At 67.6% G+C, this 21273-nt stretch carries 21 protein-coding genes and 1 tRNA gene; 11 read left to right on the top strand and 11 right to left on the bottom strand.

Features of this window, described 5'->3' with window-relative positions:
• Nucleotides 1–98: 98 nt before the first annotated feature.
• Nucleotides 99–1559, top strand: a complete 1461-nt coding sequence (locus DVK03_RS09560) for an RtcB family protein (RefSeq protein WP_115802814.1) — start codon at nucleotides 99–101, stop codon at nucleotides 1557–1559.
• A 27-nt stretch (nucleotides 1560–1586) separates the two neighbouring features.
• Here DVK03_RS09560 and DVK03_RS09555 read toward each other — a convergent pair whose 3' ends face one another.
• The 3 genes from DVK03_RS09555 to DVK03_RS09545 form a co-directional block, all read right to left on the bottom strand.
• Nucleotides 1587–1934, bottom strand: coding sequence for a hypothetical protein (locus DVK03_RS09555; protein ID WP_115802813.1), 348 nt, complete (start codon nucleotides 1932–1934; stop codon nucleotides 1587–1589).
• Between the two features lie 123 nt (nucleotides 1935–2057).
• The gene (locus tag DVK03_RS09550) at nucleotides 2058–2498 is read right to left on the bottom strand and encodes a hypothetical protein (protein WP_004061407.1); all 441 of its coding nucleotides are present in this window, start codon (nucleotides 2496–2498) and stop codon (nucleotides 2058–2060) included.
• A 209-nt stretch (nucleotides 2499–2707) separates the two neighbouring features.
• Entirely contained in the window at nucleotides 2708–3262 is a 555-nt protein-coding gene (locus DVK03_RS09545) for an HAD family hydrolase (RefSeq protein WP_004061406.1), read from the bottom strand.
• A gap of 75 nt (nucleotides 3263–3337) precedes the next feature.
• Here DVK03_RS09545 and DVK03_RS09540 point away from each other — a divergent pair, with 75 nt between their 5' ends.
• A complete protein-coding gene (locus tag DVK03_RS09540; RefSeq protein ID WP_004061404.1) occupies nucleotides 3338–3751 on the top strand; it encodes a hypothetical protein in 414 nt (137 codons plus the stop codon).
• Between the two features lie 38 nt (nucleotides 3752–3789).
• On the opposite strand, the gene DVK03_RS09535 is transcribed toward DVK03_RS09540, so the two are convergent.
• The 4 genes from DVK03_RS09535 to DVK03_RS09520 form a co-directional block, all read right to left on the bottom strand.
• Nucleotides 3790–4935, bottom strand: coding sequence for an acyl-CoA dehydrogenase family protein (locus tag DVK03_RS09535; protein ID WP_004061402.1), 1146 nt, complete (start codon nucleotides 4933–4935; stop codon nucleotides 3790–3792).
• 99 nt (nucleotides 4936–5034) lie between these two features.
• Complete coding sequence (locus tag DVK03_RS09530; protein WP_115802812.1) at nucleotides 5035–6231, bottom strand: DHHA1 domain-containing protein; 1197 nt, start codon at nucleotides 6229–6231, stop codon at nucleotides 5035–5037.
• Between the two features lie 35 nt (nucleotides 6232–6266).
• A complete protein-coding gene (locus DVK03_RS09525) occupies nucleotides 6267–6788 on the bottom strand; it encodes a multiprotein-bridging factor 1 family protein (protein WP_115802811.1) in 522 nt (173 codons plus the stop codon).
• Nucleotides 6789–7023: 235 nt separating this feature from the next.
• Nucleotides 7024–7108 (bottom strand) — tRNA-Leu (locus DVK03_RS09520).
• Nucleotides 7109–7251: 143 nt separating this feature from the next.
• On the opposite strand from DVK03_RS09520, the gene DVK03_RS09515 reads away from it, so the two are divergent.
• Nucleotides 7252–7812 (top strand): DUF420 domain-containing protein, encoded by a 561-nt coding sequence (locus DVK03_RS09515; protein WP_004042923.1) that lies wholly within the window; start codon nucleotides 7252–7254, stop codon nucleotides 7810–7812.
• A gap of 354 nt (nucleotides 7813–8166) precedes the next feature.
• On the opposite strand, the gene purF is transcribed toward DVK03_RS09515, so the two are convergent.
• The 3 genes from purF to DVK03_RS09500 form a co-directional block, all read right to left on the bottom strand.
• Nucleotides 8167–9648, bottom strand: a complete 1482-nt coding sequence (purF, locus tag DVK03_RS09510; RefSeq protein WP_004061396.1) for an amidophosphoribosyltransferase — start codon at nucleotides 9646–9648, stop codon at nucleotides 8167–8169.
• 377 nt (nucleotides 9649–10025) lie between these two features.
• A complete protein-coding gene (locus DVK03_RS09505) occupies nucleotides 10026–10202 on the bottom strand; it encodes a 50S ribosomal protein L37e (RefSeq protein WP_004042936.1) in 177 nt (58 codons plus the stop codon).
• Nucleotides 10199–10429: an LSM domain-containing protein gene (locus DVK03_RS09500; RefSeq protein WP_004042938.1), complete on the bottom strand. Its 231-nt coding sequence runs from the start codon at nucleotides 10427–10429 to the stop codon at nucleotides 10199–10201. The genes DVK03_RS09505 and DVK03_RS09500 overlap by 4 nt, the downstream gene beginning before the upstream one ends.
• A gap of 382 nt (nucleotides 10430–10811) precedes the next feature.
• Here DVK03_RS09500 and DVK03_RS09495 point away from each other — a divergent pair, with 382 nt between their 5' ends.
• From DVK03_RS09495 to DVK03_RS09480, 4 genes are all read left to right on the top strand, one after another.
• Complete coding sequence (locus DVK03_RS09495; RefSeq protein WP_004061394.1) at nucleotides 10812–12164, top strand: ribonuclease J; 1353 nt, start codon at nucleotides 10812–10814, stop codon at nucleotides 12162–12164.
• Complete coding sequence (gene idsA3, locus DVK03_RS09490; RefSeq protein ID WP_004042941.1) at nucleotides 12164–13210, top strand: geranylfarnesyl diphosphate synthase; 1047 nt, start codon at nucleotides 12164–12166, stop codon at nucleotides 13208–13210. The genes DVK03_RS09495 and idsA3 overlap by 1 nt, the downstream gene beginning before the upstream one ends.
• Nucleotides 13211–13399: 189 nt before the next feature.
• The gene (locus DVK03_RS09485; protein ID WP_115802810.1) at nucleotides 13400–15112 is read left to right on the top strand and encodes a glutamate--tRNA ligase; all 1713 of its coding nucleotides are present in this window, start codon (nucleotides 13400–13402) and stop codon (nucleotides 15110–15112) included.
• 66 nt (nucleotides 15113–15178) lie between these two features.
• Nucleotides 15179–15838 carry a cyclase family protein gene (locus DVK03_RS09480; RefSeq protein WP_006601519.1) on the top strand — a complete coding sequence of 220 codons (660 nt, stop codon included), beginning with the start codon at nucleotides 15179–15181 and terminating at the stop codon, nucleotides 15836–15838.
• A 30-nt stretch (nucleotides 15839–15868) separates the two neighbouring features.
• On the opposite strand, the gene DVK03_RS09475 is transcribed toward DVK03_RS09480, so the two are convergent.
• Nucleotides 15869–16348, bottom strand: a complete 480-nt coding sequence (locus tag DVK03_RS09475) for a DUF456 domain-containing protein (protein WP_004042946.1) — start codon at nucleotides 16346–16348, stop codon at nucleotides 15869–15871.
• A 167-nt stretch (nucleotides 16349–16515) separates the two neighbouring features.
• Here DVK03_RS09475 and DVK03_RS09470 point away from each other — a divergent pair, with 167 nt between their 5' ends.
• From DVK03_RS09470 to DVK03_RS09455, 4 genes are all read left to right on the top strand, one after another.
• Nucleotides 16516–16845 (top strand): ferredoxin family protein, encoded by a 330-nt coding sequence (locus tag DVK03_RS09470; protein ID WP_004042948.1) that lies wholly within the window; start codon nucleotides 16516–16518, stop codon nucleotides 16843–16845.
• 130 nt (nucleotides 16846–16975) lie between these two features.
• Nucleotides 16976–17857: an electron transfer flavoprotein subunit beta/FixA family protein gene (locus DVK03_RS09465; protein WP_115802809.1), complete on the top strand. Its 882-nt coding sequence runs from the start codon at nucleotides 16976–16978 to the stop codon at nucleotides 17855–17857.
• 2 nt (nucleotides 17858–17859) lie between these two features.
• Nucleotides 17860–19608 carry an electron transfer flavoprotein subunit alpha/FixB family protein gene (locus DVK03_RS09460; protein ID WP_115802808.1) on the top strand — a complete coding sequence of 583 codons (1749 nt, stop codon included), beginning with the start codon at nucleotides 17860–17862 and terminating at the stop codon, nucleotides 19606–19608.
• A complete protein-coding gene (locus DVK03_RS09455; protein ID WP_008610359.1) occupies nucleotides 19605–21269 on the top strand; it encodes an FAD-dependent monooxygenase in 1665 nt (554 codons plus the stop codon). The genes DVK03_RS09460 and DVK03_RS09455 overlap by 4 nt, the downstream gene beginning before the upstream one ends.
• Nucleotides 21270–21273: the final 4 nt, after the last annotated feature.

Below are 21273 nucleotides of genomic sequence, written 5' to 3'. Positions count from 1 at the left end.
TCGTCTCCGTCGCGCCGACGGTCGCGCCGCGCGCCGCTCGTCGCGGGCGCTCGCGGCGTGACGGAATCCTATTGAGTCGCCGCGTCGATTGTCCGCGTATGGAAACACGCGAGTTCGGCGACATCGAACTGCGACGAGTTCGCGAGCACGTCTGGGAGATTCCGCAGGAGGGCGAGATGAACGCCCCCGCGCGGGTGCTGGCCTCCGAGGCGCTGCTCGACCACATCGGCGACGACAAGACGCTCGAACAGCTGCGGAACGCGACGCACCTGCCGGGTATCACCAACCACGCCATCTGCATGCCCGACGGCCACCAGGGCTACGGCTTCCCCGTCGGCGGCGTCGGCGCGACCGACACCGCGGACGGCTGTATCTCCCCCGGCGCGGTCGGCTACGACATCAACTGCGGCGTCCGCATGATGACGACGAACCTCACCTACGAGGACCTCCAGGGCCACGAGGAGGAACTCGTCGACGCCCTGTTCGAGGCCGTCCCCTCGGGACTCGGCGGCGGCGGCGTCGTCAAGGGCGACGCCGAGACCATCGAGGACATCCTCGCCCGCGGGATGCGCTGGGCGGTCGACGCCGGTTACGCCACGGACGACGACCTCGCCCACTGCGAGGACGAAGGCTTCCGCGACGACGCCCGTCCCGAGTTCGTCTCCCAGAAGGCGAAAGACCGCGGCCGCAACCAAATCGGCAGTCTCGGCTCCGGAAACCACTTCCTCGAAGTCCAGCGCGTCACGGACGTCTACCGCGACGACGTGGCCGAGTCGTTCGGCCTCGAAGCCGACCAAATCGTCGTTCTCATCCACTGTGGCTCCCGCGGACTCGGCCACCAGACCTGCACCGACTACCTCCGGCGCATCGAGCAGGAACACGCCGACCTGCTCGACGACCTGCCGGACAAGGAGCTCGCGGCCGCGCCCGCCGGCTCCGAACTCGCAGAGGAGTACTACGGCGCGATGTGCGCCGCCATCAACTTCGCGTGGGTGAACCGACAGCTCATCATGCACCGCACGCGCGAGGTGTTCGCGGACGTGTTCGACCGCGACTGGCGCGACATGGAGATGCGCCTGTTGTACGACGTGGCGCACAACATCGCCAAGAAGGAGGTCCACATGGTAGACGGCGAGGAGCGCGAACTCTACGTCCACCGAAAGGGTGCGACGCGGGCGTTCCCCGCGGGCCGGCCCGAACTCCCGCCCGCCTACGCCGACGTGGGCCAGCCGGTCATCATCCCCGGGAGCATGGGTGCGGGGAGCTACGTCCTCCGCGGCGGCGACCAGTCGCTCGACCTCACCTTCGGCTCGACGGCCCACGGCGCGGGCCGGCTCATGAGCCGAACGAAGGCGAAACAGGAGTACTGGGGCGAGACGGTGCAGGACGAACTCCGCGAGCAGGAGAAGATATACGTGAAAGCCCAGTCGGGCGCGACGGTCGCAGAAGAAGCGCCGGGCGTCTACAAGGACGTCGACGAGGTCGTCCGCGTCTCCGACGAGTTGGGCATCGGCGACAAGGTCGCGCGGACGTTCCCCGTCTGCAACATCAAGGGCTGAGTCCCCGACCCGACCGCGTTTCGCGGCTCAGGCGACGGTCGTCCCGACCGCGCGGCGCTTGTAGAAGTAGTACGCGAGCGCCGCGAGACCGACGAACACCGCGGTCACGCCGTCACCGACCGCGCCGCCCGAGAGGAGCGCCGAGACGACGCTCCCGAGACCGATGGCGAGGACGAGCAGGCCGCCGCCGAGAGTCCACGCCCGCGAGTCGCGGTCGCCCTCGTCGTAGTGGCCGCGCTCGATGAGCGCCATCTCTTTTCTGTGTTCGAGGTAGACAACCGCGCCGGCGAACGCGAAGATTACGACGGCGAGGGCGACGAACGGCGCGAAGAACAGCGCGTCGCCGAGACCGAACGAGGACTGAACGGGAACCATGGTGGATAGTCGGCGCGTGAGCTATTGAATACGAGATGAGACCTGCTCGCACGACGTGGATGGTCTCGCCGTCAAGCGACGAGATGGCCGGGCGACCGAGTGTGTGCGAGTCGCGGACGAGGCTCAGAACCCGCCGGGACCGCGCGGCCCCGCGTCCGGTCCTCGCGGGCCGGGCGGCCCCGAGGGGCCGCGTCCGCCGATGACGACGTAGTCGCTCTCGGGCACCGCCTCGACCTCGCGGCCGTCCTCGTATCTGACGAACGAAAGGTAGAACTCGCGGCCGCAGGGCGACGCCAATCCGGGCTGTTCGACGTCGTCGGCGTCGACCACGTCGCCGGTCCACGACAGGGGTGAGTCGCCCTCACTCGCACCCGCGTTCTCATCCGCGCCCTCGCCGCAGACGAACCGGACGCCCTCGGCGTCTTCGAAGTCGTCTAACGGGTCGGCGTACGCCCATCCTTCGAGCGGGTACGGCGTCACCGACTTGTCGGCCAGATAGCCGTCGCGTTCGAGTTCGACGACCGCGCCGCAGTGCGGACAGTAGTACGAGACGGGGAATCCCATGGGTGAGCGTAGGACTCCGCGGGCTTAACGGCCGCGCCGGTACGGAGATTTATCACGTATTCCGCGGCCAGCGCCCTCGTGCGTTGAGCATCGCCGCCGGGCGCAACGAGGGAGCGCGGCACGCCGCCCGGCGGAGCGACCGTGCCGCCTGTCTGCTCCCGTCGTAGCTTCTGCTCTGTCCAGACCAGTCCAGTTCCTTCGACCCTCGCTCAAACGCCGGTGGGACCGCCGTCGACGTATCTGAAGGCGACGCCGGCGCGGTCGGCCGTCACCTCGTCGCGGGCCGAGTCGCCGACGAACACGGCCGAGTCGGGGTCGACCGTCATGCGTTCGAGCGTCGTGAGCAACGGCTCCGGGTCGGGCTTGCGCGTCGCCACGCTGTCGCGGCCGACGACGGCGTCGACGTGGTCCGAAAGGTCGTGCACGTCGAGCGCGACCCGGCAGGCGTCCTCGGCGTTGAGCGAGCAGACGCCGGAGGGGACGCCGTCATCGGCGAGGTGGTCCGCGAGGGGAAGGCGGTCGGAGAGCCACGCGCCCTCCCGTTCGTGGGCCGCGAGCTCTCGCTCTAGGTCGTCGCGGACGCCGGCGTCGTCGGCCGCGTCGAGCATCTTCCAGAGGTCCAGCGAGTCGGCGTCGACGCCGGCGTTCCGTAGGACGGCCGCGGCGTCGCTGGCGGCGTCGTTCCAGTCGACGCGGAGGTCGACGAGCGTCCCGTCGAGGTCGTAGACGACCGCGTCGAACGCCGAGAGGTCGGGGAGCGTCATTGCCCGCAGTAGGGCACCGCGGGGAAAAGACGCTTCGGGCGAAGGCCTATACGGGACCCCGGCGTCGCTTCCCGCATGGCATCCGCGCTCCGCGAACGCCTCGCGCCGGTCCTCCCGTCGCTCGTCGTCGCGGCCGGCGTCTTCCTCCCGTGGATACAGGTTGACCCGGCCCACGAGGGGCCGGTCATAGACGTTTACTACGGCGGCATGGGAAACGGGCTGGAACTCGTCCACGGTATCGTCCTCCTCCCGACCGTCGTTTTGCTCTCCGTGGCCGCGCTCGCCGGACGGCGCTCCCGACGCGCGGAACTCGTCGTCGGCGTCGTCGGGACCGTCGCGGTCCTGCGGTTCATCCAGCTGTGGGACGAGACGTTCGTCTCGGCGGCCGGCGCGTGGGTGACGCTCGTCGGCTGTCTCCTCCTCGCGGGCGTCGCCGCCGTCGACGTGGTCCGCGAGCGAAGGCTGCCGACGCTCGCCCGGAGTCCGTGAGCGACTCGACCGGCCGAAAAAGAGGTCTGCTCGCCCGTTCAGTCGAGGAGCGACCGCGCGATAATCTCTTTTTGAATCTCGCTGGTCCCCTCGTAGATGGTCGTAATCTTCGAGTCGCGGTAGTACCGCTCCACGTCGAAGTCGGTGGTGTAGCCGTAGCCGCCGTGGACCTGCACGGCCTCGTTGGTCACGTCGACCGCGGCCTCGCTGGCGAAGTACTTCGCGATGGACGCCGCGGTCCGCGGGTCGTCGCCGGCGTCGGCGACGCGGGCGGCCTCGCGGACGAGCATCCGCGAAGCGTGGACCTGCGTGCCCATGTCCGCGATTTTGTGGCGAATCGCCTGAATCTTCGAGATGGGCTTGTCGAACTGCTCGCGCTCGTTCGCGTAGTCGATGGCGTCGTCGAGCGCGGCCTGCGCGAGTCCCACGGCCTGCGAGGCGATGCCGATGCGACCGCCGGTCAGAATGCGGAAGGCCGCAGAGAGGCCCTTGCCCTCCTCAGTGAGTCGGTTTTCCGCAGGAATGCGCACGTCGTCGAAGAGCAGCGCCGTCGTGTCGGACGCGCGGAGCCCGAGTTTCTCCTCTTTCTTGCCGACCTCGTAGCCGGCCGACTCCGGGACGAGGAACTGCGTGACCGACGAGGGGTCGTCGGGGTCGGTCTTGGCGAAGAGGATGCAGACGCCGCCGCGCTGGCCGTTCGTTATCCACTGCTTTTTGCCGTTGATGACGTACTCGTCACCCTCGCGCCGGGCGACCGTCGACATCTCCGCGGGGTTCGATCCGGCGTCCGGTTCGGAGAGGCCGAACATGCCGACCGGTCGGCCGCGGACCATCTCGGGGAGCCACGTTTCCTTCTGTTCGTCGGTCGCGAACTCGGCGATGCACTCGGTGGCGAGACAGTGCACGGAGAGCGCGGTGGCGACGGCGAGTTGGCCGTAGGCGACCTCCTCGTTGACGACGGCGTAGGTGGCTCGGTCGGCACCGAACCCGCCGTACTCCTCGGGGACGGTCAGGCCGGTCAGGTCGAGGTCAGCGAGGCCGTCCCACACGTCCTCCGGGAACGCCTCCGTCTCGTCGGCCTCGCGCGCAGTCGGGCGAATCTCCTCGACGGCGAACTCGTGGACCACGTCGCGGATGGCCCGTTGCTCGTCGGTCAGACCCGTGGCAGACCCTACGGTTTCCATGGTGATGAGTACAGACCATCATTGAAAAAGATGATTGAACCGCCGGTCGTCCGTCGGGCGTCAGCACGCCACAGTCTCGGTCGCTGTGCGGGACTCCACTCAGTCGCGTAGGTACGCGAGAACCTCGTCGGCCGGCGCGCCGAGACCGCCGCCCTGCGCGAACGTCGGCCCGCCGCCGCCACCGCCGCCGAACTCGTCTGTCACCTCGGCGACGACCTCCCCGGCGGCCGCGTCGCCGGCGCTGGCGACGACGACGAACGGCGCGTCCGATTCGCCGACGGCGACGAACACGTCTACGGCCGCTCCGTCGCGGGCCTCTTTGGCGGCCTCCCCGACCTCGTTCGCGTCGAAGCCCGAGACTGCACCGACGTTCCACGTCAGCCCGTCGCGTTCGACCGTCTCGAAGTCCGCGAGTCGGGAGCGCAGTACCTCGGACTTGAGGTCCGCGAGTTCGGACTCCAGTTCTTCGCGCGCGGCCGCGACTGCGGCGGCTGACTCTCCGAGGCCGTCGAGGTTCGTCCCGAGCGCTCGGGCGGCCTCGTAGGCGGACCCGCGGACCGCGGCGCGGCGGTCGACGGCCGACGGCCCGACCGCGAACTCGACGCGGGTGAGACCCTCGCCGGGGTTCGACCGGCCGAGCACCTCGACCGGCCCGATTTCGACGGTGTTCGAGACGTGCGTGCCGCCGCAGGCCGCCCAGTCCCAGCCGTCGATGGAGACGACTCGGACGGTTTCGGACTCGGAGAAGACGCCTTCCTCGGTCTTGACGTTGAACGCGATTTCCTCGCGGTCGCGGGCCTCCGCGACGGGAATCTCCTCCCACGACACCTCGCGGCTGTCCCACACCGCCCGGTTGACGAGGCGCTCCAGTTCGACGAGCGCGTCGTCGTCGACCTCGGTCGAGGTCTCGAAGTCGACGCGGACCTTCTCCGCGGAGATGTCGAAGCCGCCGTAGCCGAGGTCGTCGAAGATGCGGCGACCCGCGCCGTAGAGAACGTGACTCGCGGTGTGCGCCCGCATGCAGTACGTCCGGAAGTCGTCGTCGACGACGCCCGTCACCTCGTCGCCAGCGGCGAAGTCGGGGTCGGCCGCGAGGTCGTGGACGACCGCGCCGTCGGCGTTCGTGCGGACGTGTTCGACGTCGACGCCGCCGAGAACGCCCCGGTCGGCGGGCTGGCCGCCGCCTTCTGGATAGAAGTACGTCTCGTCGAGGACGACCGACCGACCGTCGACGCGCGTCACCGTCGCGTCGAACGCCCGGACCGTCGGGGAGTCGGGTGCGAGTGAGTCGGACATATGCGCGTCGAGACGCCCGACCGAGAAAAATCGTGCTACTCGTCGACGAGGGTCACGCCGAGGCGCTCTTCGAGGGCGCGGATGGCCGACCCCCCGACGTTCGCCCGCGTGGCGCGGCCCTGCTCGATGGCGAGCAGTTGCTTCTCGTCGAGGTCGAGTTCGTCCGCGAGTTCAGCGAGCTGGAGCCCGGCGTCCTGCCGGGCGGACTCGACGACGCCGCCGTAGCCGGAGACGAGGTAGGGAAGCCGGTCTTTCTCGTAGTTCGTCCCTTTTTCCTCCCAGTGTTTGGAGTCGCCCTTCGCGCTGTCGTACAGCTTGGCGGTGCGCTGGGCGGCGCGCTTCTTGCGGTTCCCCGATGAGCTGTCCCGGGAGGCGTCGCTCGACCCGCTTTTTCGGTCCGCGTGGCGGTTCTCGCCGTGCGGCGCGCAGTCCGGACAGACCAACAGGTCCGCGCCGGCCACGTTCGCACGCCGGAGCTTCGCGGTGCTTCGGCCGCAGAGTTCGCAACTGTCGCCGTCGCCGCCGCCACCGCCCCGGTTCGTCGAGTACTTGGCCATGCCGCGTGTTACTCGTTCGACCCTTTTAAACTCGCGGCACGGGGATGCGGCCGAGACCGAGGTCGACGGTTGCACGGCCACTGGCCGGTGAACACCGAAAAAACCCGGAGAAGGATGCCTCTCGGGGTGTAGTTTCGTGGAAGGATTGTGCGTGGGTGATGTCCGTGTAGGGACGTCACCTGCATCATTCGGCGGCTACGCCGCCTCATTGCGGACTGTGAGTCCGCACATGCGATGCGTGGGACCGGATTTGAACCGGCGGACCTCTACAGGACAGCGCCCTCAACGCTGCGCCGTTGGCCTGGCTTGGCTACCCACGCTCGCTGTGTCTTACTGCACTCTCCGTTACCCCGCGGTAATTTAAATGACTTTCCTTTCGACTCGGCAATGTCGGGCGTTTGCAGGCGTCGTACCGCGGTCGGGCGACCGAACGATTTTGGCCTCGCGGCCCCGGAGTACGCCCATGGAGTTCCGAGCACGCGACCACGTCCGCGGACTGACCGCTCTCCTCTCGGTACTGTCGCTCGCGCTCGTCTTCGGCGCGGCGCTCGGCGCGATTCCCCGCGCCGCGATTCCGACCGCGCCGGCGGCCGCGCTGAACGCGATTCCGCACGTCAACGCGGTCATCAGCACCGTCGCCATCGTCACCATCCTCGCCGGCGTCCGGTTCGTCCGCCGCGGCGACATCGAGCGCCACCGGCGCATGATGCTCGCCTCGTTCCTCCTGTTTGCGACGTTCCTCGTCCTCTATCTCTACAAGGTCGTCGTTCAGGGGACCGCCGAGTTCCCCGGCCCCGACGCGGTCTATCAGTTCGTCTACCTCCCGACGCTGGCGATTCACATCCTTCTGGCTATCGTCTGCGTCCCCGTCGTCTACTACGTCCTGCTGTTGGCACTGACGCGACCGATAACCGAAGTCTTCGGAACCGAACACGCTCGGTTCGGCCGCGTCGCGGCCTCGCTGTGGCTCGTCTCGTTCGTCCTCGGAAACGTCGTCTACGTCCTCCTCTACGTCATCTACTGAGGAGGGACGGCGAGCGCCGTCGCTCGGGCGTTCCAAGGGAGTACCCGTCCGACGCCCGCGGCGGAGCGCGCGGCCCGAGGGCCGTTAGTTCGGACGGGCGGTAGTACGTGGTGCGACCGGCAGGTCACAGAGACGGGGCGTGCGAGCCCTCCCGCGGCGTCCGCCCCGTCGATTCGCACTCCGTACTCCGCTCGCAACCCGGTTCTCGGCGAGTCGGAGTACGGTCCGAACGACGGGCGCGAGAGAAAAGAAAGGCCGCGTTGACTATGCTATCGCGGCTCTCGGTGACTGTCTTCTGTGTCGAGAGGTCGGCGGGTCGGACGGGTCGGCAGGTCGGACGGGCGTCGGTGAGACTCAGTCGCTCAGCGGCGCTTCGGCGCCGACGACGGGGCGACTCACGTCGCGGTCGGTTTCCTCGCCGTCGATGTCGTAGGGGTACTCGCCGGTGACACAGCCGAGACAGAGGTCGCTTTGGGACTTTTCGAGCACTTCGGCCACGGAGTCGATAGAGAGGTAGCCGAGGCTGTCGGCGTCGATGGTGTCGCGGACCTCCTCGACTGACTTGTCCGAGGCGATGAGCTCCTCGCGGGTGGCCATGTTGATGCCCATGTAACAGGGCGCGACGATGGGCGGCGCGCCGATGCGCATGTGGACCTCGGTCGCGCCGGCGTCGTACAAGAGTTGCACGAGCTGATTCGAGGTCGTCCCGCGGACGATGCTGTCGTCGATGAGCGTGACGGACTTCCCCTCGACGGTGCTCTTGATGGGGTTGAGCTTCAGGCGCACGGCGCGCTCGCGCTCGTCTTGGGTCGGCATGATGAACGTCCGGCCGACGTAGCGGTTCTTCATCAACCCCTCAGCGAACTCGACGGTCGCGTCGTCTTCCTGTGCGGCCTCGGCGTAGCCGGAGGCGAACGCGCGGCCCGAGTCGGGGACGGGCATGACCACGTCGGTGTCGACGCCGTTTTCGTCCCAGAGCTTCCGACCGAGTCCCCGGCGGGCCTCGTAGACGAGCGTGTCGTTCATCACGGAGTCCGGGCGGGCGAAGTAGATGTGCTCGAAAAAGCAGTGGGCCGTGTTGTCGCGTTCGACCAGTTGATACGAGTCGAAGCCGGAGCCGTCGGGTTCGAGGACGACGAGTTCGCCCGGCTTCACGTCGCGGACGAGTTCGCCGTCGAGCGTGTCGATGGCGGCCGACTCGGAGGCGAGCACGTAGCCGTCGTCGACTTTCCCGATGCAGAGCGGCCGATTCCCCTCGGGGTCGCGCACGCCGAGGACCGTCTCGTCGTGCATGATGGTGAGCGCGTACGAGCCGTGGATGCGCTCCATCGTTCGCTTGACGGCGCGGACGAGGTCCTCCTCGAGGAGGTTGCGCGCGAGGTCGTGGGCGATGACCTCGGTGTCGCCCGTGGAGGTGAAGGCGTGGCCGAAGTTCTCCAGTTCGTCGCGGAGTTCGTCGGCGTTGACGAGGTTGCCGTTGTGCGCGAGACCGAGCGAGCCCGACTTGAACGAGACGGCGAACGGCTGGGCGCACGACTTCGACACGTCGCCCGCGGTTGGGTAGCGGACGTGGCCGATGCCGGCTTCGCCCTTCAGGCCGTCGAGGTCGTCGGCACCGAACGCGTCGCCGACGAGACCCATCTGGACGTGACTGTGCTGTTGGAACCCGTCGTGGGTGACGATGCCTGCGGACTCTTGGCCCCGGTGCTGGAGGGCGTACAGCGAGTAGTAGAGGGGCCGTGCGGCGTCTCGACCGCCGAGTGCGACGCCGACGACACCGCACTTCTCGGTCGGTCCGCCGATGTGGTGGTGGGAGTCGTCCCGCCCAGTTACCATGGAAGATGATAGAGAGTCGAGGGGGTAAAAAACCCGTCCTTATGCAGTAACGACGGGGTCCCCAACCGATAAATATCCACGTTAGTGCATATGTTTACGGAGCGGGGCGGCGACTACGAGCCGGCGCGTAACCCGACGAGAACGGAAGCGACGCACCCGGGGCTGGTCTCGTCGGCCGCGGCGACAGCGTCGGCTCGGGGCGGTAGCGGTTGTCTGGAAAGTGGTGAGAACTGCACGCAGGTCGGGGGTGGGACGCCGTACTCGGTGCTAGCGAGTGTCACGGGGTCGAAGACGAACCGGGAGTCAGGAACGCGGGTTCGTTCTCGCCGCAGACGGCGAGAGAGAAGACAGAGACGGTCGGAGACCGTCGAGAGTCGTTAGTTGTCGCCGGACTTCGACTGCCAGGCGTAGCTCCGACGCTTCTTCGACTTACCGAAGCCGCAAGACGAGCAGACCTTCTTCTTCACGTGGTAGGACTTCTCGCCGCAGCGACGGCACTTGACGTGCGTCGTCTTGTTCTTCTTTCCTTGGCTGGGGGTTCCTGCACCCGTCATGCTTTGATGGTGACGACGTTATCGCCGCGTATAATGGTTGTGTCTTGGACTTGCTCGAGTTCGATATCCCCGGGCACGGTGTCTTCGTCCAGCGCTTCTTCGAGTACGACGTTCATGTGCTGGTCGTAACCAGCGAGGACGCCGAAGTACGCGTTTCCGTCCTTGAGGAGAACCGTCACCGGCTCGTCGAGTGACGCTTCGAGGACGTCGAGAGGTCGGCCGCTCATGCATCAAATCCGTCTCGTAGTTATCTTAAATGTGCCGGACCGACAGTGCGAGATGGCCGTCGAATCCGACCGTCCGGGTCGAAATCGTCGTCGGGCGAGGGAATCCTCGTCTCACGTGAGATGTTCTCTCACGACCCCGGGCGTGCGGGCGCGATGAACCCACGTAGTTTTTAGTACCCCCGCGAGTAGAACTCAGTACCAGAAACCCGCGGGTAAGTGCGGGCGCGCCCAAATCGACCGGTTCGGGCCGTCTCGTACGCGGGGTCATTCGACCGACGAGCTGCAAGACGCCGGGGCCGGTGGCCCCCAGACACCCGTCTTTCCGTGAGCACCTTCGCCACATCGTGGCTTTCGATGCTCGGAATATCGAGACACACAAACCATGGAAATCGAAATCGCAACCATAGGCGGATACGAAGAAGTCGGCCGTCAGATGACGGCCGTCCGTGCCGGAGACGACGTCGTCGTCTTCGACATGGGTCTCAACCTGTCGCAGGTCCTCATCCACGACAACGTCGAGACCGAAAAGATGCACAGCCTCGACCTCATCGACATGGGCGCTATCCCGGACGACCGGGTCATGAGCGACCTCGAAGGAGACGTGCAGGCCATCGTCCCCACGCACGGCCACCTCGACCACATCGGGGCCATCTCCAAGCTCGCCCACCGCTACGACGCCCCCGTCGTCGCCACGCCCTTCACCATCGAACTGGTGAAACAGCAGATCGAAGGCGAGAACAAGTTCAACGTCAACAACGACCTCGTCAAGATGGAAGCCGGGTCGACGATGTCCATCGGCGACTCCGGACAGGTCGAACTCGAATTCGTCCACGTCACCCACTCCATCATCGACGCCATCAACCCGGTCATCCACACGCCCGAGGGCGCAATCGTCTACGGCCTCGACAAGCGCATGGACCACTCGCCGGTCCTCGAAGACCCCATCGACATGAAGCGCTTCCGCGAAATCGGCCGCGAGGGCAACGGCGTGCTCGCGTACATCGAAGACTGTACGAACGCCGGCCGGAAGGGCCGCACGCCCTCCGAGTCCGTCGCGCGCCGCCACCTCAAAGACGTGATGACCTCCGTCGAGGACTACGACGGCGGCATCGTCGCGACGACGTTCTCGTCGCACATCTCCCGGGTCTCCTCGCTCGTCGAGTTCGCCAAGGATATCGGCCGCCAGCCGGTCCTCCTCGGCCGCTCGATGGAGAAGTACTCCGGCACGGCCGAGCGCCTCGGCTTCGTCGACCTCCCCGACGACCTCGGGATGTACGGCCACCGCAAGTCCGTCGACCGCACCTTCAAGCGAATCATGAAGGAGGGCAAGGAGAACTACCTGCCCATTGTCACGGGCCACCAGGGCGAGCCGCGCGCGATGCTCACCCGCATGGGCCGCGGCGAGACGCCGTACGAGATTGACGACGGCGACAAGGTCATCTTCTCGGCGCGGGTCATCCCGGAGCCGACGAACGAGGGCCAGCGCTACCAGTCCGAACGCCTCCTGCGCATGCAGGGCGCGCGCATCTACGACGAGATTCACGTCTCGGGCCACCTCCGAGAGGAGGGCCACTACGAGATGCTCCAGGCGCTCCAGCCCCAGCACGTCATCCCGGCTCACCAGAACCTGAAAGGCTTCGCTCCGTACGTGGACCTCGCGGAGAGTCAGGGCTACGCCCTCGGTCGCGACCTCCACGTCACGCGGAACGGCAACATGATTCAGCTGGTGGAGTGATGACTCCCGACGCGACGGAAAAGCGGGTGCTCGAGGCGATTCGCGAGCGGCGCGAACTCGTCAACGACGCGCTCGACGAGGACGTACCGATGGCCGAGCCCGAACGGCTCTACGAGGCCTCACGGTACCTCCTGAAAGCCGGCGGCAAACGCCTCCGGCCGACCGTCTCCCTCCTGACCGCGGAGTCCCTCGCGGACGTCGAACCGATGTCGGAGGACTACCGGGCGTTCCCGACGCTCGCGGGCGACCCCATCGACGTGATGGTCGCGGCCGTGAGCATCGAGGTCATCCAGTCGTTCACGCTCATCCACGACGACATCATGGACGACGACGACCTCCGTCGCGGCGTCCCGGCGGTCCACAAGGAGTACGACAACTCGACCGCCATCCTCGCCGGCGACACGCTGTACGCCAAGGCGTTCGAACTCCTGACGAAGACGGGCGCGGACCCCGCCGACGGCCTCGAAGCCGTCCGCCGGCTCGCGACCACCTGCACGCAGATTTGCGAGGGGCAGGCGCTCGACATCGAGTTCGAGCGCCGCACCGAGGTGCTCCCCGACGAGTACCTCCAGATGGTCGAACTGAAGACGGCGGTGCTCTACGGGACCGCGGCCGCCGTTCCGGCGGTCGTCATGGGCGCCGACGACGAGGTCGTCGAGGCGCTCTACCAGTACGGCATCGCGTCCGGCAGCGCGTTCCAGATTCAAGACGACGTGCTCGACCTGACCGTGCCGTCCGACCAGCTCGGCAAACAGCGCGGCTCGGACCTCGTGGAGAACAAAGAGACCATCATCTCGCTTCACGCGCGCCAGCAGGGCATCGACGTGGACGACCTCGTCGACGCCGAGACGGCCGAGGAACTCACCGAAGACGCCGTCGAGGCCGCCGTCGCCGAACTGAACGAGGCGGGCAGCATCGACTACGCCCGCGAGATGGCCGAAGACCTCACCGAACAGGCCAAATCGCGGCTCGACGTCCTCCCGGACAACGAGGCCCGCGACCTGCTGTGCGACATCGCGGACTACCTCATCACCCGCGGCTACTGAGCGCGCGGCGCACCCCGAGCCCACAGCGAACCGCTGTCGTGCGGGCTTTTCTTTCGACCGTCCGCCACCGAGCCCCGCCGCAACTCATATCTGCTCTGAAATGCTAACATGTACCGTACCCCTGCCCGCGCGAGGACCCTTCCCCGCAATCCGGGCCTGTTTTTAGGCGCGCCGCGGAAGCGAACGGTAATGGACGACGAGCTTCGAGAGCGCATCGAGCGAGAGGCCGAGAAGCACGCGCTTCTCAACGCGGTGAAACACGACAGCGACGCCGACGTGGGCGCGATTATGGGCCCGCTGATGGGCGAAAACCCCGACTTCCGACAGCACGGCGGCGAGATTCCGGGCCTCATCGGCCCCGTCGTCGCCGAGGTCAACCGGCTGTCGGCGGGCGAAAAGCGCGAGCGACTCGAAGACCTCGCGCCCGAGGAACTCGCTGAGATGGAAGCCGAAGAAGAGGCGGACGACTCGCTGCTCCCCGACCTTCCGAACGTCGAGGCGTACGACGAGGTCCGCATGCGCGCCGCGCCGAACCCCAACGGCCCGTGGCACCTCGGCCACGCCCGCATGCCCGCGGTCATCGGGACGTACAAGGAGATGTACGACGGCTCGTTTATCGTTCGGTTCGACGACACCGACCCGGAGACGAAGCGACCGGACCTGACGGCGTACGACGCCATCCTCGACGACATCGACTACCTCGGGTTCGAGCCCGACGACGTGATTCGCGCCTCCGACCGGGTGGAGACGTACTACGACCACGCCCGCGAACTCATCGAGATGGGCGGCGCGTACACCTGCTCGTGTTCGGGCGAGGAGTTCTCGAACCTGAAGAACGACGGGAAGCCCTGTCCGCACCGCGACAAGGACCCCGAGACGACCCGCGAGGAGTTCGAGGACATGGTCGCAGGCGAGTACAGTTCGGGCGAGATGGTTCTCCGCGTCAAGACCGACATCGAGCACAAGAACCCCGCGCTGCGCGACTGGGTCGCCTTCCGCATGATAGACACGCCGCACCCCCGCGAGGAGGCGGCCGACTACCGCGCGTGGCCGATGCTCGACTTCCAGTCCGGCGTCGACGACCACCTCACGGGCGTCACCCACATCATCCGCGGCATCGACCTCCAGGACTCCGCGAAGCGCCAGCAGTTCGTCTACGACTACTTCGGCTGGGACTACCCCGAGGTCGTCCACTGGGGCCACGTGCAGGTCGACGCCTACGACGTGAAGATGTCCACGTCGAGCATCAAGGAACGCATCGACGCGGGCGAGGTCGAGGGCTGGGACGACCCGCGCGTGCCGACCATCAAGAGCCTCCGCCGCCGCGGCATCCGCGGGCAGGCCATCGTGGACGCGATGGTCGGCCTCGGCACCTCCACCTCGAACGTCGACCTCTCGATGTCGACCGTCTACGCGAACAACCGCGACCTCGTCGACGACGACACGGACCGCTACTTCCTCGTCCGCGAGGGGGAAGCGTTCGCCGTCGAGGGCGGCCCCGACAGCGCCCACCCGCCGCTCCACCCGAGTTTCGAGGAGCGCGGCACCCGCGACATCCCCGTCGGCGACAGCGTCCTCCTCGAATCGGGCGACGTGCCCGCCGAGGGCGAGCGCGTCTGGCTGAAGGGCTTCGGCGCGGTCCGCCGCGAGGGCGACTCGCTCGTCGCCACCGGCGACGCCCTCGACGTGGTCCGCGAGGGCGACGTAGACGTGATTCACTGGGCACCGACCGACGGCGTCCCGGTCCGCATGCGCACCATGGACGGCGACGTGACGGGCGTCGCTGAACCCGATTTCGGTGACGTGCCCGAGGACGCACTCGTCCAGTTCGAGCGCGTCGGCTTCGTCCGCGTGGACGACCGCGGCGACGACGAGACGGTCGTCTACTTCGCGCACAAGTAGGTCGAGCGACGGACAGTCGCTTTCGACACGAACACTCGTTTTACCCACCCCCGCCTAAGGAGCCGTATGACCCTCCTCGACCTCACCCGCCGCGTCGAAACAGGGATGCCGACGTACCCCGGCGACCCGCCGGTCGCAGTCGAGTCGCACGCCGACTTCGAGACCGACGGCTATCGCGTCTCGCGGCTCGAACTCGGAACCCACGCGGGCACGCACGTCGATGCCCCCGCGCACACCGAGCCGGACGGCGCGACGCTCGACGACTTCCCGGCCGACGACCTCCGGTTCACCGCTCGCGCAATCGACTGTCGAGGCGCGGGACCCCGCGGTCGAATCGGCCCGGACGCGATTCCCGAACGCCTCGAACCGCGCGTGGATTTTCTCGTGTTCCGAACCGGCTGGGAAGACGAGTGGGGGACCGAACGCATGGCCGACCACCCGGCACTCGCGCCCGAGACGGCGCGCGCCTGCGCGGACCGCGGGCTCTCGGTCGGTATCGACGCGCTCAGTCCGGACCCGACCGGCGGCGACGGCGTGCCCGCCCACCACGCGATTCTCGGGGCGGGGCTCCTCGTCGTCGAGAACCTTTGCGGGTTGGACGCGCTCCCGACCGACCGGACGTTCGACCTGTACGTCATGCCGCTTCGGGTGGACGCCGACGGCGCGCCCGCGCGGGTCGTCGCCGACGCGGAGACGGGGCTGATTCGGCGGCGAGACGAGCGGTGAGTCGGCGGGAACGCGAAAACCGGCCTGCGCTCAGAGCACCACGGTCAGGACGAACCCGACGAGCATCGAGAACGTCAACAGCGCCTGCACCGCCGCGGTGGCGAGGACGCCGACGGTGGCGACGAGGGCGCGCCGACCGCTCTCTTCCGCGTCCTGATGGTCGACGTATTCGAGGGCGAAGACGGTGCCAGCGACGCCGACGAAGATGCCGAGCGGGCCGATGAGGAACATGAGCAGGAAGCCGACGACGCCGGCGACAATCGAGGTTCGGGTCGACGCGCCGCCGAACCGCGCGGCGACCATCCCGCCGGCGTAGTCGGTGACGAGCGCGACGAGGCCGACGAGAGTGAGCCCGACGAACGCGATGGGACCGGGCTCCGAGAAGCCGGTCGACACCCAGTAGACGACCACGCCGACTACGGACAGGAGCGCACCGGGAAGCAGCGGGAGTACGCTCCCGACGACGCCGAGGACCAAGAGGGCGAGCGCGACCCAGAGGAACACGTCCATACCGGGGTGGTTCGGGCCGGGGGCTATTCACCCCACCGAGTGGGCGCGTGGCGGCCCCGACGCGGCCGCGGCGGGGGTCGAGGTACCGACTCATGCGACGAGTCGCCCGCTTTCTGCCCGTTCGGGGGATAGTTTATTGCCTCTACCGGAATATGTCACTAAGAGTCATGGCTATCGACCCGCAGTTCGAGGCAAACAGGGAGAAGGTCGGCGAGGAAAACGGCGTGGCCGTCTGGGGACCGGTCGACCCGCCGGAGAAACACGGCATCCACGGCACGCACGTCGCGGTGGACTTCGACATCTGTCTCGCCGACGGGGCGTGTCTGGAGGACTGCCCCGTGGACGTGTTCACGTGGGTCGACACGCCGGGGCACCCGGAGTCCGACATCAAGGCCGAACCGACCCACGAAGACCAGTGCATCGACTGCATGCTCTGTGTCGACGTCTGCCCGGTCGACGCCATCGACGTCGACCCCGGGCGAGCGGGACGCATCTGAGGGAAGAAACCCCGATTTTTTGCGGGTAGCCCCGCCGAGAACGACGCCGCTGAGCGGCACAGACGTTCCAATCACCTAGCACAAAAGATTATTATGAATATGAGCTAGCACTAACTGGAGAGTGTTCTCAATGCACATGGTGGTACTTACCAAAGGCGTGCCCGACTTCCGGGAGGGCCAGGTATCGTTCGACGAGGACGGGCATCTCGAACGGGGGAAGACGCCCACAGTGATGAATCCGAACGACCGCTTCGCGCTGGAGGCGGCGCTCCAGACGCGGGTTCGACACGGCGGGCGAGTGAGCGTGATGAGCATGGGGCCGCCGGGGTACAAGGAGGTGTTACAGGAGGCGATGGAGACGGTGTACGCCGACGACCTCCACCTCGTCTCGGACCGCGAGATGGCGGCCGCCGACACGTGGGCGACGGCCATCACGCTCAGCGCGGGCATCGAGACGCTCGGCGAACCGGACGTGGTGTTCGCCGGGTTCAAGACCGCGGACGGGGAGACGGGCCACACCGGCCCGCAGACGAACTGGTGTCTCGACATGCCGCTCGTCACGCACGTCATCTCCCTCGACATCGACGAGGAGGCGGGGACCCTGCGCGCCAAGCGACTGGTCGAAGGCGACATCGAAGAGATAGAGACCGTGGAGACGGAGCTTCCGGCGTTCGTCGTCGCGGACCCCGAGTTCGAGCCGTCGTATCGAACGGCGGGCGAGCGCCTGACGCTGAAGGACCTCCGCGAGGAGACCCGAGCGCGCGCCGAGAACTACGAGGCGCACCTGACGGTGCGGGACCACGCCGACATCAACGTCGACCCGGACTACATCGGTCTCGACGGCTCGCCGACCATCGTCTCGTCGGTCGACCCGATTCCGAAGGCCCCGGCGGAGCGGGAGGCGACGATGGTCGACCCCGACGACGCGGGAGCCATGCAGGACGTGCTGACCGCGATGCAGTCGGCGGTGGGCGACGGCGACGGGGACGCCGCGGCCACGGGGGGTGACTGAGCGTGACCGACTTCGACCCCGGCGACTACGAGATTTCGGAGCTCGGTCCGGCTATCAAAGACATCGACGACCTCGGCGAGTTAGAGGAGATTCTGCAGGCCGAACACCGCGGGCAGAACCGCGCGCCGGCCGTTGCGCTCATCGAGAGCCGCATCGAGAAGTTCTCCGAGGACGAGGAGCCGGCCGACGCCGACGGGCTGGACCTCGCGTCGATGAGCACCGCGGAGGTCGGAAACGCCCTCCAGAGCGTCGAAGAGGTCTCGGAGCTCGAATCGCTCCTCGAACGCGAGGAGGCGGGCGAGAACCGCGACCCGGTGAAGCGACTCATCAGAAACCGCATCGACTCCGTGAAGGGAAGCGACGAGGAGGACACGGAAGTCGAGGTGGACGACCGGACACCCGAGGAGCGCCACCCGGACCTCGACCACCCGACCCGCGACAAGCGTCACGTCCGGTCGCTCCACGGGGGAACCTACCGCGACATGTGGGTCTACTGCGAGACGCAGGCGGGCGAACTCGTGGACGTGTCCAAGGAGATGCTCGGGAAGGCCCGCGAACTGATGGACACCTACAACGACGACTACACGACCGACGAGCGGGTCGTCGCGGTGCTCATCGGCGCCGACGTGTCGAAGCACGTCGAGGACGTCATCGCCTACGGCGCGGACGTGGTCGTCGTCCGCGAGGACGCCAGACTCGAACGCTTCCAGCACAAGCCGTACACCGAGATATTCTGCGACATGGGCCGCGCGGGAGCCACCCACCAGAACTTCGAGGTCACGGACGGCCGCGACGAACCGTGGCGCGACTACGACAAGCCGCGGTACGTGCTGTTCCCGGCGACGAACAACGGCCGGGACCTCTCGGCGCTCGTGCAGGCCGAACTCGACTCCGGCCTCGCCAGCGACTGCTCGGGGCTCTACATCACAGAGGAGGTCATCTCGAACCCGGTCAAGACCGGCGTCGCCGGCGAGAAAAAGGAGTTCCAGCGCGTCCTGCACATGAAGCGCCCGGACTTCTCCGGCTTCGAGTACTCGACCATCCTCTGTATCGACAACCCGACGCGGGAGTTCCACCCGCAGGGCGCGTCGGTCATCCCGGGGAGTTTCGACCTGCCCGAACCCGACGCCGAGCGCGAGGGCCTCGTCGTCGAACACGACGCCCCGCTCGACGACGACTGGTTCCGCGTCACCGTCACCGACTACGACCGACTGGACGAGGGTATCGACCTGACCGGCCACGAGGTCATCGTCGCGGTCGGCCGCGGCATCGGTGACGACCCGACGAAGGGCATCGAACTCGCCTTGGACCTCGTCGACCAGTTCGAGGACGCCGAGGTGGGCGTCACCCGCGGCATCGTCACGGGGTCGTTCAACTTCGACGGCCACGTCGAGCAGTACACCCACGAGGACAGACAGATAGGCGAGACGGGGCAGGTCGTCGCGCCGAAACTCTACATCGCGGCGGGTATCTCCGGCGCGGTTCAGCACAAGGTTGGCATGGACGAGTCGGACACCATCGTCGCCGTCAACACCGACCCCGACGCCCGCATCCGCGACTTCTCGGACTACTTCATCGAGGGCGACCTGTTCGAGGTGTTGCCGAGGCTGACGACGGCGCTCAAGGAGGGCCGGTTCGAGGCGGCGGTGGCGAGCGACGGGGGGTGCGCGGCATCGACGCCGCCGACCGGAACGCCCGACGATGGCGCTGGCGCTGGCGCGGCCGCGGACGACCGGGGTGAGTCGCGATGAGCGACTACGAACACTACGAGGCGCTCGTCGTCGGGGCGGGTCCCGGCGGCGCGGCGGCGGCCGCGACGTTCGCCAACTACGGCATCGAGACGCTCGTCCTCGAACGCGGCGTCGAGGCCGGGTCGAAGAACGTCTCGGGCGGGCTCATCTACGCCGAGGAGTCCGCGCCGTACACCATCGACGACCTCTTTCCGGGGTTCCGCGAGGCGGCCGCCGAGCGGCCCATCACGAAGTACCGCATCCACAACATCGCCGGCGACAAGGTGGAGTCGTTCGACCTCACGGACCTCCACGAACACGACACCGAGTGGTCCGACTCGGTCCTCCGGCGGAAGATGGACTCGTGGCTCGAAGCCCGTGTCCACGAGCGGACCCGCGAGACCGGCGGCGGCCTCCTGACGGGCGTCCACGTCAACGGCCTGCTCCGCGAGGAGGGCCGCATCGTCGGCGTCACGCTGGACGAACTCGACCCGATAACCGCCGATATCATCGTCGCGGCCGACGGGGTGAACTCCGAACTCGCCCGCGACGCGGGCCTGATGGACTGGGACGAGCCAGACGAGTGGTTCCAAGGCGTCAAGGCCGTCGTCGACATGCCGGAAGCCGCCATCGCCGACCGGTTCGACGTGGCCGAAGACGAGGGCGCGGCGCACCTGTTCTCGGGCGACCTGTTCGAGGGCGTCCGCGGCGGCGGCTTCCTCTACACGAACCGCGACACGCTGTCGCTCGGGACGGTGTTCCACCTCGACAGCCTCGTCGCGGAACGGGCCGAACCGCACGAGCTACTGGACGGGCTCTTGACCCATCCGTTGCTCGCGCAGTGGCTCGGTGACGACTACACCGAACTGGAGTACAGCGCGAAGCTCGTGCCCGACTCCAAGAAGGTCGCCCTGCGCGAACCGCACTTCGGCCGCCTGCTCCTCGTCGGCGACGCCGCCGGCCAGATGCAGGCGCAGGGGCCCATCATCAAGGGCATGAACCACGCCGTCACCGCCGGGGCGCTCGCGGCGGAGTCGTACGCGCAGGCCAAGTCGCGCAACGAACCGGAGAAGGCGGGGACGCGATACGCCCGCAAACTCCGGAGCGAGGGCGTGATGAAGAAGCTCCGGCCCCGCGGCTACGAACTGCTCCGCGGCGTCGCCGAGGACGACGGCGTGACCGACGTGGTCGACACCGTGCTCACCTCGGCGGTCGGACGCGCCGGCATCAGGGCGCTCTCGGGGCGGCTCGAACGCCTCTACAACGTCCCGACGCTGTCGGCTTTGATGCCGGACACGCGGACGCCCTACGTCACGCTCCCGACGGTCATCGCCGAGGAGTTGGGGACGCGGGTGCGCGAGACGAGTTCGGTGACGCCGCCGGACCTCGAAGCCCGCATCGGCGGGCTGACCTACGACACCGACATCGGCAACCCGCACATCACGCTTCGCGACGAGTCCTACGAGGCGAGCGGGGCCGCGGTGGCGGCCTGTCCGGTCTCGGCGGTCGATTTCGGCGGCGGCTGTTACCGCGAGGAGGTCGTCCGCACCAACGGCTCCGAGGAGCGCGTCGTCAGCCTCGACACCCAACCCTGCGTCGAGTGCGGCACCTGCGCCGTCGTCGCCGACACCGACTGGAGCCACCCGCGCGGCGACAAGGGCGTCGAGTTCAAGTGGGGATGACCGA

The organism is Haloferax sp. Atlit-109R (genome assembly GCF_003665865.1).
GTDB lineage: Archaea > Halobacteriota > Halobacteria > Halobacteriales > Haloferacaceae > Haloferax > Haloferax volcanii.
The sequence above is the reverse complement of the archived record's forward strand: the minus strand, read 5'-3'. Positions and strand labels throughout refer to the sequence as shown.

What these genes read in the sequence shown, in the direction of transcription:
- DVK03_RS09555 (WP_115802813.1), bottom strand. Translation starts at nt 1,934, where the DNA reads ATGGTTCCCGTTCAGTCCTCGTTCGGTCTCGGCGACGCGCTGTTCTTC.
- DVK03_RS09530 (WP_115802812.1), bottom strand. Translation starts at nt 6,231, where the DNA reads ATGTCCGACTCACTCGCACCCGACTCCCCGACGGTCCGGGCGTTCGAC.
- DVK03_RS09515 (WP_004042923.1), top strand. Translation starts at nt 7,252, where the DNA reads ATGGAGTTCCGAGCACGCGACCACGTCCGCGGACTGACCGCTCTCCTC.
- DVK03_RS09470 (WP_004042948.1), top strand. Translation starts at nt 16,516, where the DNA reads ATGGCTATCGACCCGCAGTTCGAGGCAAACAGGGAGAAGGTCGGCGAG.
- DVK03_RS09465 (WP_115802809.1), top strand. Translation starts at nt 16,976, where the DNA reads ATGCACATGGTGGTACTTACCAAAGGCGTGCCCGACTTCCGGGAGGGC.
- DVK03_RS09535 (WP_004061402.1), bottom strand. Translation starts at nt 4,935, where the DNA reads ATGGAAACCGTAGGGTCTGCCACGGGTCTGACCGACGAGCAACGGGCC.
- DVK03_RS09540 (WP_004061404.1), top strand. Translation starts at nt 3,338, where the DNA reads ATGGCATCCGCGCTCCGCGAACGCCTCGCGCCGGTCCTCCCGTCGCTC.
- DVK03_RS09560 (WP_115802814.1), top strand. Translation starts at nt 99, where the DNA reads ATGGAAACACGCGAGTTCGGCGACATCGAACTGCGACGAGTTCGCGAG.
- DVK03_RS09475 (WP_004042946.1), bottom strand. Translation starts at nt 16,348, where the DNA reads ATGGACGTGTTCCTCTGGGTCGCGCTCGCCCTCTTGGTCCTCGGCGTC.
- DVK03_RS09485 (WP_115802810.1), top strand. Translation starts at nt 13,400, where the DNA reads ATGGACGACGAGCTTCGAGAGCGCATCGAGCGAGAGGCCGAGAAGCAC.
- DVK03_RS09455 (WP_008610359.1), top strand. Translation starts at nt 19,605, where the DNA reads ATGAGCGACTACGAACACTACGAGGCGCTCGTCGTCGGGGCGGGTCCC.
- idsA3 (WP_004042941.1), top strand. Translation starts at nt 12,164, where the DNA reads ATGACTCCCGACGCGACGGAAAAGCGGGTGCTCGAGGCGATTCGCGAG.
- DVK03_RS09550 (WP_004061407.1), bottom strand. Translation starts at nt 2,498, where the DNA reads ATGGGATTCCCCGTCTCGTACTACTGTCCGCACTGCGGCGCGGTCGTC.
- DVK03_RS09525 (WP_115802811.1), bottom strand. Translation starts at nt 6,788, where the DNA reads ATGGCCAAGTACTCGACGAACCGGGGCGGTGGCGGCGGCGACGGCGAC.
- DVK03_RS09545 (WP_004061406.1), bottom strand. Translation starts at nt 3,262, where the DNA reads ATGACGCTCCCCGACCTCTCGGCGTTCGACGCGGTCGTCTACGACCTC.
- DVK03_RS09505 (WP_004042936.1), bottom strand. Translation starts at nt 10,202, where the DNA reads ATGACGGGTGCAGGAACCCCCAGCCAAGGAAAGAAGAACAAGACGACG.
- DVK03_RS09495 (WP_004061394.1), top strand. Translation starts at nt 10,812, where the DNA reads ATGGAAATCGAAATCGCAACCATAGGCGGATACGAAGAAGTCGGCCGT.
- purF (WP_004061396.1), bottom strand. Translation starts at nt 9,648, where the DNA reads ATGGTAACTGGGCGGGACGACTCCCACCACCACATCGGCGGACCGACC.
- DVK03_RS09480 (WP_006601519.1), top strand. Translation starts at nt 15,179, where the DNA reads ATGACCCTCCTCGACCTCACCCGCCGCGTCGAAACAGGGATGCCGACG.
- DVK03_RS09500 (WP_004042938.1), bottom strand. Translation starts at nt 10,429, where the DNA reads ATGAGCGGCCGACCTCTCGACGTCCTCGAAGCGTCACTCGACGAGCCG.